Origin of the sequence: Mesorhizobium sp. M0909, from assembly GCF_040319515.1 — a bacterium.
In the GTDB taxonomy this organism is placed as follows: Bacteria; Pseudomonadota; Alphaproteobacteria; order Rhizobiales; family Rhizobiaceae; genus Mesorhizobium.
Map to the genome: position 1 here is coordinate 357,528 of NZ_JAMYOA010000005.1, position 15,369 is coordinate 372,896.

13 protein-coding genes and 1 pseudogene are annotated in these 15,369 nt (G+C 58.4%); 5 read left to right on the forward strand and 9 right to left on the reverse strand.

Going from position 1 to position 15,369, the window contains the following annotated elements; genetic code table 11:
* Window positions 1-3: 3 nt before the first annotated feature.
* The 8 genes and pseudogenes from ligD to NKH83_RS10565 form a co-directional block, all read right to left on the reverse strand.
* Window positions 4-1,902, reverse strand: a complete 1,899-nt coding sequence (gene ligD, locus NKH83_RS10530) for a DNA ligase D (RefSeq protein ID WP_352803842.1) — start codon at window positions 1,900-1,902, stop codon at window positions 4-6.
* A gap of 538 nt (window positions 1,903-2,440) precedes the next feature.
* The gene (locus NKH83_RS10535; protein ID WP_352473716.1) at window positions 2,441-2,680 is read right to left on the reverse strand and encodes a DUF982 domain-containing protein; all 240 of its coding nucleotides are present in this window, start codon (window positions 2,678-2,680) and stop codon (window positions 2,441-2,443) included.
* 8 nt (window positions 2,681-2,688) lie between these two features.
* Complete coding sequence (locus tag NKH83_RS10540) at window positions 2,689-2,934, reverse strand: DUF982 domain-containing protein (RefSeq protein ID WP_352803847.1); 246 nt, start codon at window positions 2,932-2,934, stop codon at window positions 2,689-2,691.
* Between the two features lie 8 nt (window positions 2,935-2,942).
* Window positions 2,943-3,188 (reverse strand): DUF982 domain-containing protein, encoded by a 246-nt coding sequence (locus NKH83_RS10545; RefSeq protein ID WP_352637617.1) that lies wholly within the window; start codon window positions 3,186-3,188, stop codon window positions 2,943-2,945.
* Between the two features lie 226 nt (window positions 3,189-3,414).
* Window positions 3,415-3,669, reverse strand: a complete 255-nt coding sequence (locus NKH83_RS10550; protein ID WP_352484679.1) for a DUF982 domain-containing protein — start codon at window positions 3,667-3,669, stop codon at window positions 3,415-3,417.
* Between the two features lie 354 nt (window positions 3,670-4,023).
* On the reverse strand, window positions 4,024-4,251 hold the full coding sequence (locus tag NKH83_RS10555; RefSeq protein ID WP_352492322.1) for a hypothetical protein: 228 nt from the start codon (window positions 4,249-4,251) through the stop codon (window positions 4,024-4,026).
* A 668-nt stretch (window positions 4,252-4,919) separates the two neighbouring features.
* On the reverse strand, window positions 4,920-5,147 hold the full coding sequence (locus NKH83_RS10560) for a hypothetical protein (protein WP_352803851.1): 228 nt from the start codon (window positions 5,145-5,147) through the stop codon (window positions 4,920-4,922).
* A 289-nt stretch (window positions 5,148-5,436) separates the two neighbouring features.
* Window positions 5,437-5,634: pseudogene (locus NKH83_RS10565) on the reverse strand (transposase); the annotation flags it as partial.
* Window positions 5,635-5,709: 75 nt separating this feature from the next.
* Between NKH83_RS10565 and NKH83_RS10570 the strand changes: the two are divergent.
* Window positions 5,710-5,961 (forward strand): DUF6074 family protein, encoded by a 252-nt coding sequence (locus NKH83_RS10570; protein ID WP_352457909.1) that lies wholly within the window; start codon window positions 5,710-5,712, stop codon window positions 5,959-5,961.
* Window positions 5,962-6,391: 430 nt separating this feature from the next.
* On the opposite strand, the gene NKH83_RS10575 is transcribed toward NKH83_RS10570, so the two are convergent.
* Entirely contained in the window at window positions 6,392-7,225 is an 834-nt protein-coding gene (locus NKH83_RS10575; protein ID WP_352803855.1) for a BrxR family transcriptional regulator, read from the reverse strand.
* Window positions 7,226-7,304: 79 nt separating this feature from the next.
* Here NKH83_RS10575 and NKH83_RS10580 point away from each other — a divergent pair, with 79 nt between their 5' ends.
* The 4 genes from NKH83_RS10580 to NKH83_RS10595 all read left to right on the forward strand — a co-directional run bounded on the left by NKH83_RS10580 (window position 7,305) and on the right by NKH83_RS10595 (window position 15,356).
* Window positions 7,305-8,447 carry an exonuclease SbcCD subunit D gene (locus NKH83_RS10580; RefSeq protein WP_352803856.1) on the forward strand — a complete coding sequence of 381 codons (1,143 nt, stop codon included), beginning with the start codon at window positions 7,305-7,307 and terminating at the stop codon, window positions 8,445-8,447.
* Window positions 8,444-11,521: an AAA family ATPase gene (locus NKH83_RS10585; protein ID WP_352803860.1), complete on the forward strand. Its 3,078-nt coding sequence runs from the start codon at window positions 8,444-8,446 to the stop codon at window positions 11,519-11,521. The genes NKH83_RS10580 and NKH83_RS10585 overlap by 4 nt, the downstream gene beginning before the upstream one ends.
* A gap of 469 nt (window positions 11,522-11,990) precedes the next feature.
* Complete coding sequence (locus tag NKH83_RS10590; protein WP_352803863.1) at window positions 11,991-13,211, forward strand: hypothetical protein; 1,221 nt, start codon at window positions 11,991-11,993, stop codon at window positions 13,209-13,211.
* Between the two features lie 435 nt (window positions 13,212-13,646).
* On the forward strand, window positions 13,647-15,356 hold the full coding sequence (locus tag NKH83_RS10595; protein ID WP_352803867.1) for a hypothetical protein: 1,710 nt from the start codon (window positions 13,647-13,649) through the stop codon (window positions 15,354-15,356).
* The last annotated feature ends 13 nt before the right edge of the window (window positions 15,357-15,369 follow it).

Below are 15,369 nucleotides of genomic sequence, written 5' to 3' on the forward strand. Positions count from 1 at the left end.
ACGCTACAGATTGGGCAAGGATTGGTCAGCGCGACCCCATCCCGCCAGAGCTTTGGAGGCTGCGCGTTTCTTTAATTCAGGAGCATCGCCCACGTGGAAATGAGAGGGCGCATCTATTGTCTTCATCTCCGCCCAGGTGATCGGTGCCGCGACAGGAGCGCCCGGACGTGATCTTGCGCTGTAGGGCATGATCGCGGTCGCCCCGCGCTGATTGCGTAGATAGTCCACAAAGATGCGACCCTTGCGGCGCGCCTTTGACAACACGGCCGTGAAATGAGCCGGATCGCTCTGGGCGACCGCCTGCGCCAGGCGAGACGCAAAGTCCTTCACCTCTGGCCACTCGGCGCCAGGGGTGAGGGGGGCGATGACGTGCACTCCTTTGCCTCCCGTCAGCATCGGGAAAGTCGTAAGTCCCAGCGATTTAAGGATAGCGCGAAACTGAAAGGCAGCGGCGCGGACGGCCTCAAAATCGAGGCCTTCATCGGGGTCGAGGTCGAACACGAGGCGGTCGGCCTTTTCGACATCCTCGATCCGAGCCCCCCATCCATGCAGCTCGATCGTTCCCATCTGGACGCAAGTCATCAGTCCGTCGGCATCGTCGACATAGAGATATGGTTCCTCGTGCCCGTCCTTCTCCGTGATGCCGACGTGGTGGACTTTGTCGCCAAAGCTGCCGGCGTCGTGTTTCTGGAAGAAGCACTTCTTCGCGCGGCCCTGTGGGCATCGAACGAGACTGATCGGCCGGCTGCCAACCCAAGGAAGCATGATCGCCGCGACCGCTGCGTAATGGTCGGCGAGCTGTCCCTTGGTGATGTTGGACTCCGGATAGATGACGCGGTCACGGTTACTTATCGCGATGGCGGTTGTCGCAGACGCGGCGAGATCGGCTGCATGACGTTCCGTCTCGAGCACGACCGCCTCCGGCTTCTTGTCTTCACGGAGACCAAGATAGCTCGGATGTCGTAACGTCCCTTCATTTGTCATTTCGGTGAAGGCAATCTCAGCGACCAGTTTCGGACGGAGCCAGTGTGCGCCGCGCACTTCGGCGCGTGGTGCGTCGACGGTCGCGGCCTTCTGCTCAAGCGGCGCCATGATCCTCAAGAGACGAAGAAGTTCAGCGGTATCGAAGCCGGTGCCGACTTTCCCGGCGTAACGCAGCTTGCCGCGGTCATGAACGCCAAGGATCAAGGACCGAAACGCGCGGACCTTGTCGGACGGCGTCCAGCCGACAATCACAAATTCCTGCCGCCTGATGCATTTGATCTTCAGCCAGCTTGCGCCGCGGGCCGCCACATAACTCGAATCCGCGAGCTTTGAGATGACGCCCTCAAGGCCGGCTGCGCAGAAGCGATCGAGCAGCTCTTCTCCGCGGCCGAGGATATGGTCGGAGTAACGAAGGACCGGATTTTTCGCAGGCAAGATCGCCTCCAGCTTTGCTTTGCGCTCAAGAAGAGGAAGCCTTGTCAGATCTTCGCCGTCGAGCTGCAGCAGATCGAACGCATAAAAGTCGATAGTCGCCGGGGCACCCTTCAATGCATTCTGAAGCGCCTGGAAGTTAGATCTTCCTTCCGCATCGACAACCACGGCCTCGCCGTCAATCAGGGCGGAGCGCACCTTGAGCTTGCGAGCCTCGGAGAGGACCGAGGGAAAACGGCTAGACCAGTCCAGACCAGATCGTGTGTAGGCTCGCGCCTCGCCTCCGCCGACGGCAACGAGAATACGATAGCCGTCGTATTTCATTTCATGGATCCAACGATCGCCGGCAGGGACCGTGTCCACGAGCGTTGCGAGTTGGACCGGCCGGAAAGCGGGCGGCGCTAAAGTGACCTCGTCACGAGCGGGCGACTTCGCTTGACTAGCGTTCGACCCATTGATTGCCTTACGCGACGTTGGCTTGACCACTCTGACCTAAACCATACTCAGAGACGAAACAGCGTTATCCGCCGTCCAACGCGCGACTACTTCTTTAGTTTCGCTGGCGGCCGTATTGAGCTTTTCGCGATCATTGCCGACCCGCTTGGTTAGCGCCTCGGCCTGAGGCCGTGCTTCCTGCCTCCGGCCCTTCCATTCCCGATTTTCGCACACAGCTCACAGGCAATAATCAAGAGCAGGAACGGGCCCTCAAATGCCGCCACAGCGTATCCGCTTTCTGCCATCGGCTTTAGAAGCCTGACATTCCGGTTCCGGTCCCCTGTGCGTACGGTTTTGATCTTCTCGTCGAACCCCATGTTTCGATTGATGATTACTCGACGTGCCCCATTGACGCCAACTACCTCGCCCAGAGCAGCTCCGATGCCAGTTTCAAGAAGTGCAAAATGGCCATAAATGCGCCGACCAGAGTGAATGCTCTCGTATCCGGGTCTATTTCGAGCAGCGCGGACTTGGTCAGCATTAGACAGCCTAACGGGTCCTTCCCAACATAGCCATGGGCACCGGCCTGCTACTCACGCAGCACCCTCTCCTCCTTGGCAGCAGCCTCGAAAGCCTGACGGACCTCTTCCGGAGTCACACGGTCCTGAAGGGCGTCGGCGCACAGTTGCACAGCCTTCCTCCACTTAGGTCCCATCTTGGTCCACTTCATGAGTTCCTCGGCGGCACCCTCGACGTTGTTGCACCCGTAGGTGACCCCAGGTCGGTCGGTCTTGACGTACACCGGAGGGGAGAACCAATGGGTTGCCACGACAACTCCTACTCAGGGGAGAGATACACGTTGGCCTCCTTAGCGGCAGCCTCAAAGGCCTTTCGTATTATGTGGGGGTCAATCGAATCGCCCTCCAAGGCTGACAGGCAGAGGGTCACCGCCTTATGCCAGCGAGGCCCTCGCCGGGTCCACGTCTTGAGCTGCTCAAGGGCTTCCTTCGCATTGTTGCAGCCATGCCTGACACCGGTTTCAGTCTTCACGAACACCGGAGGGACGAACCAATGGGTTGCCATGATACCTCCTACTCAGGGGAGAGATACACGTTGGCCTCCTTGGCAGCCGCCTCGAAGGCTTCACGGACCTCTTGGGGGGAGGCGCTGCCCTGGAACGCGTCGACGCAGGATTGGACCGCCTTCGTCCACCTCGGGCCCTTTGTGTCCCATGCCAGGAGTTCCTCGGCGGCTCCCTCGACGTGGCTGACCCCATTGCGAATGCCCGGACGTTTCGTCTTCACGTAGACCGGGGGAGCGAACCAGAGGGGACCCATAAGAGGGAACTTAGAGCGGGAAGAGCCCGCCGACCAACCCCGCTTTAGCTGCAGCTAAGGGAACGATGTAGGCCCTCGCGGGTTTAGAGGCGGCAGCGGGATTACTTCGTGGATGTGCAGCCGCTGTGGGGGGGTCCGTCGCCTCTCATCTCCATGCTTGGCGGCGGGCTCCTTTCGCGAAGGCGGTGTTGGTAAGAGACACCTAGAACCTTATACCGCATCCAATTTAGCTAGTCGTCATTGGGGGGAGTAATGTCCCCTCCTCTTTTGCAGCAGCCAGGAATGCCTTGCGGGCCTCCTCAGGTTCCATCTCGTCGAAAATCACGGCCATGCAAACGCGCACCGCGAGGTCCCAGCAAGGGCCACGCTTGGTCCACTTCATCAGCTCCTCGCCGGCTGTCTCGGCGTTGTTGACATTGTGGATGATCCCGGGACGCTCGGTCTTGACCGGGACCGGAGGGTTGAACCAGTGGAGAGCCATGCGGTCACTCTTTGTCGGCCCGATCAAGTTCCTCCAGCAAATACTTTTGCTCAGCCCAGTTCCCGTTCTACAGGCAGAGTGAGCAGGTTGCGAAGGTAATTACGGATTACCTCTGACTATTGAAATGGCGCAGGACGGCGCGCTTCCGTTGCGATGCCACAGCGGCTGAAGTTGGCTGACAGCTACTCGCCACCGTCGAAAGCCACGCAGAGGCCCATGGCAGTTGCTGCCTCGACGATCGCCTCGGTTAGTTCTTCGTTGGAGGCCACCAAATAAGGCGCAGTCTCCCGAGCTTCGCGTAGTGCCGCTTTGATCGAGACCGTGTCGCCACGGTCCGCCCTGTTGAGGAGGCGGTTATTCGCGAAGATCGAACCCGACGAACAGCCCAAAGGCTGGGGCAACATTGACAATAAGCTCCACCAGCTCGCAGTCAGTTTCCGCCAGATGTGGCCCGTCTCGGCGCACCGCTGCGATAGTCTCTTTGACGGAGATGATTTGGCCGCGACGGACTTGTAGGATCAGCTCGTGAACAAGGTGTTCGGCAGTCACTTTGTCGGGTCGGCAGTTCGTCCAAACGTTCATACAAGGCCTCCCACCTCAGCGAGAACCCAAGGGAACATTCATGACCCTCTGTCGAGAAAAATCAAGAAGAATGTTTGATAACTTCTGAGTGGGAATCAGGGGGACAAGCCACGAAGCGAGCCTCTATACTCTTTGACCTGACGCTCAGCCAGCCCGCTAAGGGACTTCTTCCGTCGGCCCCTCTTTGGCCCGATCAATAGCCGCAAGTAATGACTGTAGGGTTAGCGGCAGTTCTGGTTCGACCTCCAGATTTAAGAACGTTTGTACGTGATGACGATAGCCTTCGGAACGGATCAGTTTCCGAAACGCTCCGGAGACAGACTGATGGTCTGCTTTGTTGCTCGTTGTCATGTTCGGGAAGTCCGTCCCCAATGAGCCGTAACTCGCCCGCAACGAACGGGTTCCATCAGGAAGTCGGAATATTTTGGCTGAAATTTCTGAGCGGGAGATCGGCTAACTGGCTCGCGCGAAGACCCCCGTGCCCCCTTCGATCCGCCGAGCATAAATCCCCGCTGTTTGAACAGAAGATCGTGTCGATCTAGCGTCGGTGTTGCACATAGCGACCGTTGAAATGCTTCTGTCCAATGTTTGCTCACGCTGTGATGCCAACAGGGCAGGCTCTTGCGGCAGGGTGCCGCAAGGTCGCGACGATGAAACGCCGGCCCAGTTCAACCCGCGCGACGTCCTTCAAAGCTGGGGGGATCGATCTTCACCAAGCGGTCTGCGGCCTCGACCGCAGTTCGTATCCTGCTGCACAGCGCGAGATTTTCGGCCAGCATTTCTTCAGTGCGTTGAAGCGCGAGCTCGGTCCGGCGGATGCGCTGCCTGGCATTGGCAACTTCCGATGTCAAAATATCGGCCGCCATCCCGTGGCCGTGGGGTTCCATAGTGTCCATGGGTTTCTAATACATGCGGCGCGATATCGTTCCCTGATGTCGGGCGAAACGGCGGGCCGCAGAAAACCGCGATGGGCCGAATGACCAATGCGCGCCCTGTCAAAACAGCGCCGGAAACAGGCGAACGGCTTCGGCCGCTCTACATCCCACGGGCAGAGGCGATCACGGTCCAGAGGGCCATTGATCTGTTCAGGATCGCCCTCTAGGCCGCCGGCGTCGAGTTCATCCCGGAGAACGGCAGCCGCGCCGGCGTGAGGCTCCGCAAACCTTAGGCCGTAGACTCGTTACTGCGCAGCCACACACCTGCTTTTCGCCATCGGACGAAGCGGTTGCAACAGGTGGTGCGCGGGCCATAGCGCTGAGGCAGGTCGCGCCATGGAGCACCGGAGCGCAGCACCCAGAAGATGCCGTTCAGCACGCGCCGATCATCAACACGTGGCACACCTCTTGGCTTGTTGGGTAGACGCTTTATTCCATTGCTGACCATTGTCCAAAAGCGCTGTTAACCAAATTTTCTCACCCGCCAATGCTTATTCGCGCGACTGAAGGGGTGAGGTGATTGATGTGTGATTCAAACATAAGCGCGTTTCCGCTGCATCGGCGGCGGAAGTTGGTCGAAGGGATCGCCCGGGTCCTGGAATCCAAGAACGGGAAGGACGCGAACGCCTTCTGGCGCAACACCGCCAAGGCAATTCTCGTTCAACTGTCCGAATCAGGAATTGCACCCGGGGTCGCCGAACAGGAAGTTGGAACGCTTCTTCATGCTGTCTTGGGCGATATCGCCACCCGCAGTGCTGCGAAACTTGCACAATAGCATCGGCTCACGATGAAGGATTGCCGCATAGAGACGCCCCGGGGCTCCACAAGCGTAGCACCACTGCATCCGTCAAACGCAGGTTTCTCACTGCGGATGAAAAGATAGGCGCGTTCGTCGAAATCATGCGCGCGAATGTGCTCTCGGGCGAGATACGGCTCCGCCTCGCCTGTCCGGCGGTCATCGACCAAATCGAGGTAGGCGATGCGGAAACCCGCATTCACGGAAGGCCGACGGAGCTTTTCCACGAGCTGAACCCGCAAAAACCAATGAGCCGCCGTTGAGTTCCACACTGCCATTTATGCGACTTTCGAAGCACAAATCACGAACATGGATTAGGCCTGAACTCGCTATCTCAAGGTCGGCTTTGCGCCTTAAAATCGCCCGTTGCGCGGAGCATAACCGGCAAACTTGTCGGACACATGCTTCCCTAGGAAGACCGCTCGGTGTGGAGATTTCCATCGTCCGAGCCAATTGGCTCATAATCCGTGCGAACGTATTCAAGACGCGCTCCCGGTAGATTGAGCCCCCAGCGACGCGCAACAAAAAATTCAAGCGCCTTCCGCGTCTCGATGCTGAGCAATTCGCCGTCGAATCCGTACTCACGCCGGACAGCCTCGGCCTGTTGTTCGCTCAATGTTGACTTGGGTCTCAGCCAGACGCGCGCGCGCGCCGTCCATTCTAGATCGGCTGGTAGCTGATCGCATCTGGATCTTCGCTCGAAAGGATCGCTGTCGCCAATGCGGATAGGCAGATAGTTTCGATACTCTTGGTGCTTATAGCTGAAGGCTCGGACGTAGACGCTCTCGCCGTCTGATAAGAAGTGGCGGGGTGCAATCCACTGGCCACCATCTTTGCCCGAGGTCATCGAGGTGTAATGGATATACACCTCCTCTTTGGCTAATGAAGCTTGGTATAGCTGCGCGACGATGTCTTCGTCTGCGCGCCTCTCAGGCCGCGGCAGCACGTTCGATAGGCCCGTTGCCTTCTCGAGGAAAACGTCCTGGAAAGCCTCTGCAATCGGCGCGGACGCAAGTGACCGGTGCTGGGGCGTGACAAAGTAGGCGCGCCGTACGGGATCGTAGACCGGGCCGTGCTCTCCTGCGCGCTGGAGATAGAGCCGGAAATCCAGCGCAGCTTGAGCCTGCGAGATCGCAAAGCGCTCGATGAGATCGCGTCGATTGGCCATTCCTCGCCACGTCAAGCAGCGGTCGAGAAAAATCAAGCGCTCGCGCTGCGAATGTCTGAGATCGTCGAATATCATCGCTTGGCAAATCTAGCTTGACTCCCGGAGCAGAGTCCATCTAAGAATCATACGTCTAATAATTATATGGTCTAAAGTGATGAAGATTCTTCATACGGCTGACCTGCATATAGGTCGCCAATTCAACGGTCTCGGGTTAGATGCCGATCATCAGGCAGTACTCGATCAGATCGTCGTCGCCGTTCTCGCCCATAAACCAAACGTACTAATTATCGCTGGCGACATTTTCGATAGGGCGTCACCGCCGGCCACCGCCGTGCGACAGTTCAATCAGTTTGTGACACGGATCGCACAGGAAACAACAACGGCGCTCGTGATGATCGCGGGCAATCATGATTCAGGCGACCGGATCGGCGCGATGGCCGTTATGACAGATGTTCGGCGCGCGCTGATCCGCGGCCCGCTTCATGCCAATGAGATCCCGCTGGTCATCAACGATGAGCACGGGCCGGTTGCATTCTCTGCCCTGCCCTTCGCTTACGAATATGCCGCGCGCGAATGTTACTTGGATGAGTCGATCGGGCAGCCCGAACATGTAGTCCGCGCGCAGATCGCGTCTGCCAGGCGTCATCTGCCGGATGGTGCTCGTTGGGTCATTGTCTCACACGCCTTCGTCGCGGGCGCGCAAACGAGCGAGGGCGAGCGTCCCCTCGCTCGCGTTGGCGGCATCGAGACGGTGCCACCCGACGTATTTGATGGAGCGCACTATGTCGCTCTTGGTCACATCCATCGCCCGCAAACCGCGGGCGCAGATCATATTCGCTACTCGGGCTCTCCTCTCGCCTTCGGCTTTGACGAGGCAGGCCATGAAAAGTCCATGTGCCTTGTCGATCTCGATGCCTATCGCGCAGTAGCAATCACGATGATCCCCTTTGTTCCCCTTAGGTCTGCGCGGGTACTTCGAGGACACCTGGACGATCTCCTCGCGGGAACGCCATCGAACGATATCATCAAAGTGATCCTTGCGGACGAAGTGCCGCGCATCGATCCGATGAAGCGGCTGCGGGAGATTTATCCCCACGCCTGCCAGCTCACCTACGCCCGCGACGAACGTCCTATTCATGCGACGCTTCCCGAACCTATTGATTTGAAAGCTGCTCAACCAATGGATGTGATCGGTGATTTTCTCCAGCAGGTCCGCCGCGCGCGCCTGTCCGCTGCCGAACTTCCGCTGATCTCTTCTGTTCTGCACGAGTTCGAGCAAAAAGAGGCCGCGACATGAGGCCGATCAGGCTCACGATGCAGGCCTTCGGGCCCTATGCCGGCCGGGAGGTTGTCGATTTCCGCGATGCGGTGACTGCTGGGTTGTTTGGCATCTACGGTCAAACGGGATCGGGCAAATCCACGATTTTCACAGCCATGCATTTTGCGCTGTTCGGCGAAGCGACAAGGTTCGACCAAGACCCAGCTTCGTTTCGCTCCGATCACGCGGATCTTGAATTGTCGACCGAGGTCGAGTTTGTCTTCGATGTCGGTGATCGGCGATATGTTATCCGTCGCCGGCCCGATCAGACGCGCCCTAAGCAGCGCGGCACCGGCGATACGCGCGATCCGCATGAAGCTTGGCTTTTCGATGCCAGTGGACTGCAAGTCGACGACATATCAGAGGCAAACTGCGGCCGAGTGATCGCCGAACGCAAGACCGGGGTTGTGCGCGACGCTGTTGTTAATCTTCTCGGCTATGGTTCCGATCAGTTTCGGCAAATCGTTCTCTTGCCGCAGGGCAAGTTCGAAACGTTCCTCACGGCAAAGACCGAGAACCGCGTGGCGATCTTACGCGAGCTTTTCGATGTATCGCTCTATCGGCAACTTTCCGCGAAGCTGCTCGACGAAACGATCATCGTTCAACGCAAGATCCGTGACGATCGACAGCTCTGTGCCGGCCGATTAGAGGCAGATGGGTTTGGCAGCGTCGAACTCTTGAGCAGCGGCGTTATGGACGCTGAAGTAGCGATCGTGCAGCAAACCGAAAGGGAGAGTGAGGCCCAGACGGCTCTCGCCCAGGAGCGCTCGCAACTTGAAGCAGGGCGTCAGCGTGAAGCTTTGTTTGTTCGCACTAAGACTTCTGCCGAGGCTTTAACTGCAGTGTTGGGTCGTGAGGAGGCGATCGAGCTCGTTCGCCAGCGCATGACCAATGCCAGACGTGCCCAAGCGATGACGGACGTCCATCGTCAGCTTGGCGAGATGCAGAATGAACTCAGCGAGGCCGACGGCATGCAAGTCAAAGCGGTAGAAAGTGCCCGGATTGCCGCGACGCTCGCCCGGACCACGGCTGAGACGCTGGCAAACGAGAAGGCCCGGGAGGGCGAAATTGAGACGCTTGCGCGCCAAGGTGAGACGCTCGATCGATACCGCCAGATCATCGAGACTTCGGCCGCTTTGACGGAGACGGCGCAGGCGTCGCGCAGGGCTTCCGTGGTTGCGACGCAGAAGTTGGGGTCCCAGGATAAGGCGCTCACCACACTGATGGAATCAAGGCGCGATGCTGAACTGCGGCTGAGGCAAGCGCGGGAGGTCGAAGGCAAACGCCTTCAGCAGATCGTCAAACGGGATGCGCTGGAAATTCTTGGCAGGGCGGCGGCTTCATTCGAAACACTCGAAAAGGGGCTCAGCGACGCGCGGACCATTGTTGAACGTCACCGTGTGGACCATCAGGTCGCTGTGTCGCGGATCGGACTCGCTCGGGCTGCCTTCGAAAAAGCGGAGGCTGATCTCGCCGCAGCGCAGGCGCTCCACCTAGCCGCGAAACTGACCCTTGGAGAGCCCTGCCCTGTATGTGGCTCAACGGAGCACCCTTTCCCTGTTTCAGGTGACGTGCAGCATGCCGGGCTCGATCAAGCGTTCCGCGAGGCCCGATTGAAGTTCGAGAGCGCCCAAGCCGAAGAAGCGGGCAAAGGACGACAGCTCTCGTCCTCGGAAGCAACCGCCATAGAACGCTCGGAGCGCTTAGCGGACGCGGAGAAGCCTGGGCAGTCGACTGCGGAACTACGGTCCGAATTCTCGGATCTCAGTACCCAGATCAATAGCCTTGGTCCTCCGGTCGATTTCCCAGCTGCCGAAGCTACTTTAATGAAACTTGAAGAGACGATCGCCGCAGAGACGTTGCTGCTCAACGAGGATCGGACGGCATGCGATACAGCGCGGCAGGAAGAAGCAATCGCCAGCGATCGCCTGGTCCAATCACTCTCAGGCATTCCTGAGCCTCTTCGAGGGAGTGAGTCGCTGCGACGTGAACAAGAAAATGTTCGGCGCCTGCATCAGGCCCACCAAACAGCGCTCGAGAATGCAGAAAAAGCTGCGAGTGCTGCGCGCGAAAAAACACTGACTGCAGAAGCTGCTCTCATCGGTGCGAAGGAACGTTGCGGTGAAGCGCTCGCGCGACGCGATCGGGCTCACATTGCTTTCGAAACGCGTATGGGTGAGCACGGACTCACAGTGGAGACGTTTGAGGCTTTCAAGATATGGATCGCATCGGTCGACGAGGATGCAAAGCTTATCGAGGACCATAATCACGCCCTCGGCGTTGCCCGCCGCGAACAGGATATTGCGCAGGCTGCGATTGTAGGCGTTGAGCGGCCTGACTTGGTGCTGCTAGAGGCAAGTGTTCAAATCGCCGAGGCGGCGCTGCGTGCGGCGACAAGCGAGCTTGCCGGTGCGACGCACCAGCTTGATCAGTTGTCGAGACTTCATCAGTCTATCGCGAGAGCTCTTGAAGCAATCGAGAAGCTTGAAACCGAATCGGCGCCATTGCGTGAATTGTCGCGCATGTTCAATGCGGAAAATCCTCAACGGCTTGACCTTGAAACCTTTGCGATCGGTGCGATGTTCGACCAGGTTCTGATCGCCGCGAACCTACGTCTTGAACCGATGACGTCCGGTCGGTACACGCTTCAACGCGAGATCGAAGGAACGGGTGGCCGAGCCCGTCGTGGACTCGGAATCAACGTTTTTGATACGCACACCGGAAAAGCGCGCTCCCCATCGACACTGTCGGGTGGTGAGACTTTCATTGCGGCATTGGCTTTGGCGCTTGGCCTATCGGACGTGGTCGATAGCCTCTCTGGCAAGGTGCGCCTTGATACGATTTTCATTGATGAAGGTTTCGGCTCGCTCGATACCGAGAATGAGTCTGGCACACTGGATATCGTTCTGCAGGTGCTGACACATCTCGTTGGTCAAAATCGCACCGTGGGCCTGATCTCACACGTCCCGTTGGTTCAGGAGGCGGTACCAAACGGTTTTTATGTCCGCAAAGAGGTGACCGGTAGCCACGTCGAACATCGAGGAGGTCTATAATGTCTGGCCAGTGGATCAAACGCCGAGAACATACGCGTCGTCTCGGTTGTGGTCGCTGGACCCGTGTCCGTGAGACACGTGTCTTTTGCGACGCCGCCGACAAGCGATCGAATAGCTATGTCCATCCGTGCCCTACGTGTGGCGCGCCGATCCTCAGCATTCACATGAGGAACGGCGGATGGTTGCACGTTGGGGCCGCTGTTGGCCTACGTCGCATCAAGCACGCTTGCATGCACCTCGGCGAAGGCCTTTCGCGGCGACGCGACGATAATACGCTAGACCTTTTTGAAGTTTAAAAATAGCGGTTGCGCGCCGGCGGCCATCGGTGTCGGCGTTTGCCGATCACACCGTGCTATAGCTCGTGGCGATAGAAAACAACGGAACAAGGGCCCCGAAATGTGAAACACCTTGGCCTCTGTTCGCAGAACCGTATTCTCTCATGCAGTAATTTTATTTGGCGGAGAGAGGCATGAGTATTCCGGGAGAGCAGCCCAAAAGAGAGCAGTATTTCTACGTCTCAACCGCCAAGTTTCTTTTCCATCACCCGGAACATGGCACAGTGGCCGTACGGGATTCCATAAGGCTCGAGGATGCGGAGCAGCAGGCGCTCAGCCCTCTGACAATCTATGGGCTGACCGTCGCCGGCCTTCCTATCCGCTGGTTGACATTCTCTGCCATCAACGAGCGAATACCATTCTGTGAGGTGCTACAGACTGCCTGGAAGAACGCTGAGGGCTTGCGTGGGCTTCCGGATATCCTTCGCGTGAACCGCCATCTGGCACAGGCCGATCCCGCGCTAGTGGCGGACATGGCGCGAGTCGGCATTCAGCTTGAGATCGCAGACGCCAAGGACAAGTCGCTACCTGCGTCTTTGCGCTCGGCACAGGATGCCGCTCGGTGGTTGTTGAGAAGGCACTATCCTGGTACCCCGTCTCTGATCGAAGCGATCGACGCTTTGTGTCGCGATGCGCGAGAAGATCACGAACATAGTTCCCGGCGCGGCCCTCGCGGATTGAGTAATCGAGACCTCGAAGATCGAATTGAGCAGTGGTTGTCGCTGCCAATGTGCCCGTCAGCGTCAATTCCCGTCGAGGGCAGAGATTGGAAGGCCGGTCCATGGCTGTCGTCCTGGGAAGCGTGCTGGCCCAACCCTCCGAAGGAAATTGCCGCAGCGGCCGGCACTACCCTACGGCAGCTACAGTGGTTTATCTCGGAGCAGACCACCCTTGACCGATCGACGCGCTTCGGCCTGGAGGGCCTCCTGGGAATACAATATGACGAGGAACAGGGCAGCTACACACCGGCAGGACCATACGTCCTGATCGCCCGGAAGCCTCAGGCACTAAACGATATCTATCAGGAAATCTCCGGGGGCGGTGATGCTTGCCCTTGCGAGATCGTCCCCGTTCAAGGACCTGCCGATCCAAGCTGGAGATATGTCCTGATCAATGCGTACGGGAGCCCGCCAAGCATTGTTATTGCGCCCCGCGGTGCGCGTATCACGGACCGCATCCCCGACTTGATCTTGAACTATGAAGGTGTCCGATCGGTCTCCCTCCCCCTTTACAGGGATGTCGTGTCAACCTGTGCCCGAGCCTGTCAAACACCCGCGGCCAACATGCGGGAGATGAAAGACTTCGCAAGACGATATGAAAAGAGATGGGCTGATTGCGTGTGGCTGCCGGACTGAGATTCTTGATTGTACTTAGGCGCCAATGTCTCATCGCGTTCGGACATACCAACCGGCCCACACTCGCCATCAACGCTCTTCGGACGAAAAGCGAGCAGGACGAACAGAAGGGGTTCTCGAACTTTTGAAGGGGCACGTTTGGCATGTTTCGGAATCGGCAGTGCACGAAGCCAAGGTAAACTGGGCGATCTCGAAGGACGACCAGGAAGACCTTCTTTCGCTTGTATCGCTGATCCATCGCCGGATCGACGCCGCGACAATGCAGCCAAGGGTGTAACGAAAGTGCGCGTTCCGACCTTGTTCGAACTCATGTCCTGCACATCCGAGGGGAAGCGAACAGTAGCGGAATCTGTCGATACAGGCGAACCAGTCCACATCGACGATGCCGTGTCAGGACTCTCCTGTAGATCCATATGCCCGGGATGCGGCCGGCAGATGGTCGCCCATAAGGGCGAGCGGCGGCGGCACTTTCAGCATGCGGCCGCTCGCGACGGCAGCACCTGTGTGTCCTCCGGCGAAACCGCCTTGCACAAATTTGCGAAGAAGACTCTTGCAGCAGCGCTCCGGCTTAAGCTGCCAGGCTTGCGGGAGAGCGACGGAAGGAACTCTCTCGACGTCGTACACGAGGGCGACTTCGTGTTCGACAGCGCGGTTTTGGAAAAACGGCATGGCGAGATCGTCCCAGATGTGGCCTGCCGACGCGCCGACCGGATCCTGCATGTCGAGTTCCGAGTAACCCACGCATGCGGACCTGAAAAACTCGCGAGGTTGCGCACAGAGGACGTCGGCTCAATCGAGATCGATCTCTCCAGCTACCGGGATAAGCCACTTGACACGCTCGCCGAGGCGATCCTCTCCGAGGCTCCGCGTGCGTGGCTGCACAATCCAAAGGTTTCAGCGGCCCGGTCGAAGCTCGCTGAGATCGAATGGAAGCGTCTCGAACAGGTTGAAGCTCAGGCACGGGACCTGCTGGCCGCGGAGGCAGACATTGCGCAAGTCGAGCGAGAGACCGGTGCCTGGGAGGAAGGAGCTCGCGGGCATGGCCTTGGATTAGCCGTCGCCGCTCACGGGTCTGCGATTGGTTTCCTGGTCCGCGAAGAAGAATGGAAATCGTTTGCGCTGATTGAGTATGGGCTTGCCGCAAAGAATGGCTTCACCAGAAAGGATGTGTTCGCCGCCATCAAAGCCAGGGACTGGATCGATGAGCGATTCGGCTTCGTAAGCGACGACGTTGCCGACAGCATGCGGCGCCAAGCAGCTCAAAATGTCAGGGCGCCATGGGAGGCCGTTGGAGATTTCCTCGCGACAATGCACAAGTCTGGACTGATCATCACGGCCGATCGTCGTGGCAACCTAGCTGGTGGAAAGTGCCTTTTTGAATCCGTTAGACAGGCGAAAGAACTGAAAGAACGCCCGCAAAAACGAGCCGTCCAACTCAGGGACGTTGTAGCGAAGATCATCTCTTTGGTGCGCGAGGATTTCCGCAATGGTTTCGACTTCGACATTTGGTTCTCGCTGTCCGGGCCAAGCGGCGTAATAGCTGCCGAAATCGTACTCGGTGACGAGGATGGCTGGCTTGAATACTTGGGCAAATTTGAGCGCCTGCGTGAGGGGATGAGCCGCCATCCACCGTTGATGACCGATAATCTCGGCCTGCCTGTGATTACGGAGATGAACGCCAGGCAGGAATCTTACCGCCTAGGAGAAGAACGCCGGTCTAGGGAAGCCGCTGAGAAGGCTGAGCGTGAAGCGGCCGATCGGGAAGCAAACCTTTTGAGATCCGTTGAGGCGGTGATGGGCAATGGCGCACCAAGTTGGATGTCGGCCAGTCAGGACATCTTGGGAGGGGTTTCTCCGGCAGTGATGGCGAGACAATCTCAGGCCGATTTCTGGAGAGCCGTCGATGCCCTCGACCGGTGGAAGGAGGACGTGCGCAAGCAGACAAAGCGGGAAGACCGACGCGACAAAGCCATTGCATCCCTTCGCGCGGCGGCGCGGGCCAAGTACAAGCGCGACGACCTCGCAGAGCTATGGCTACGACAGCCTCAACGGAGCCTGGATGGCGTGCGACCGGTCGACTACTGTATTGACGATGGCACGCTGCAGGCTTGCCTTCAGCTACTGCCCGCGAAAGCGCGGCGGTAGCTGAAGGCAAGCT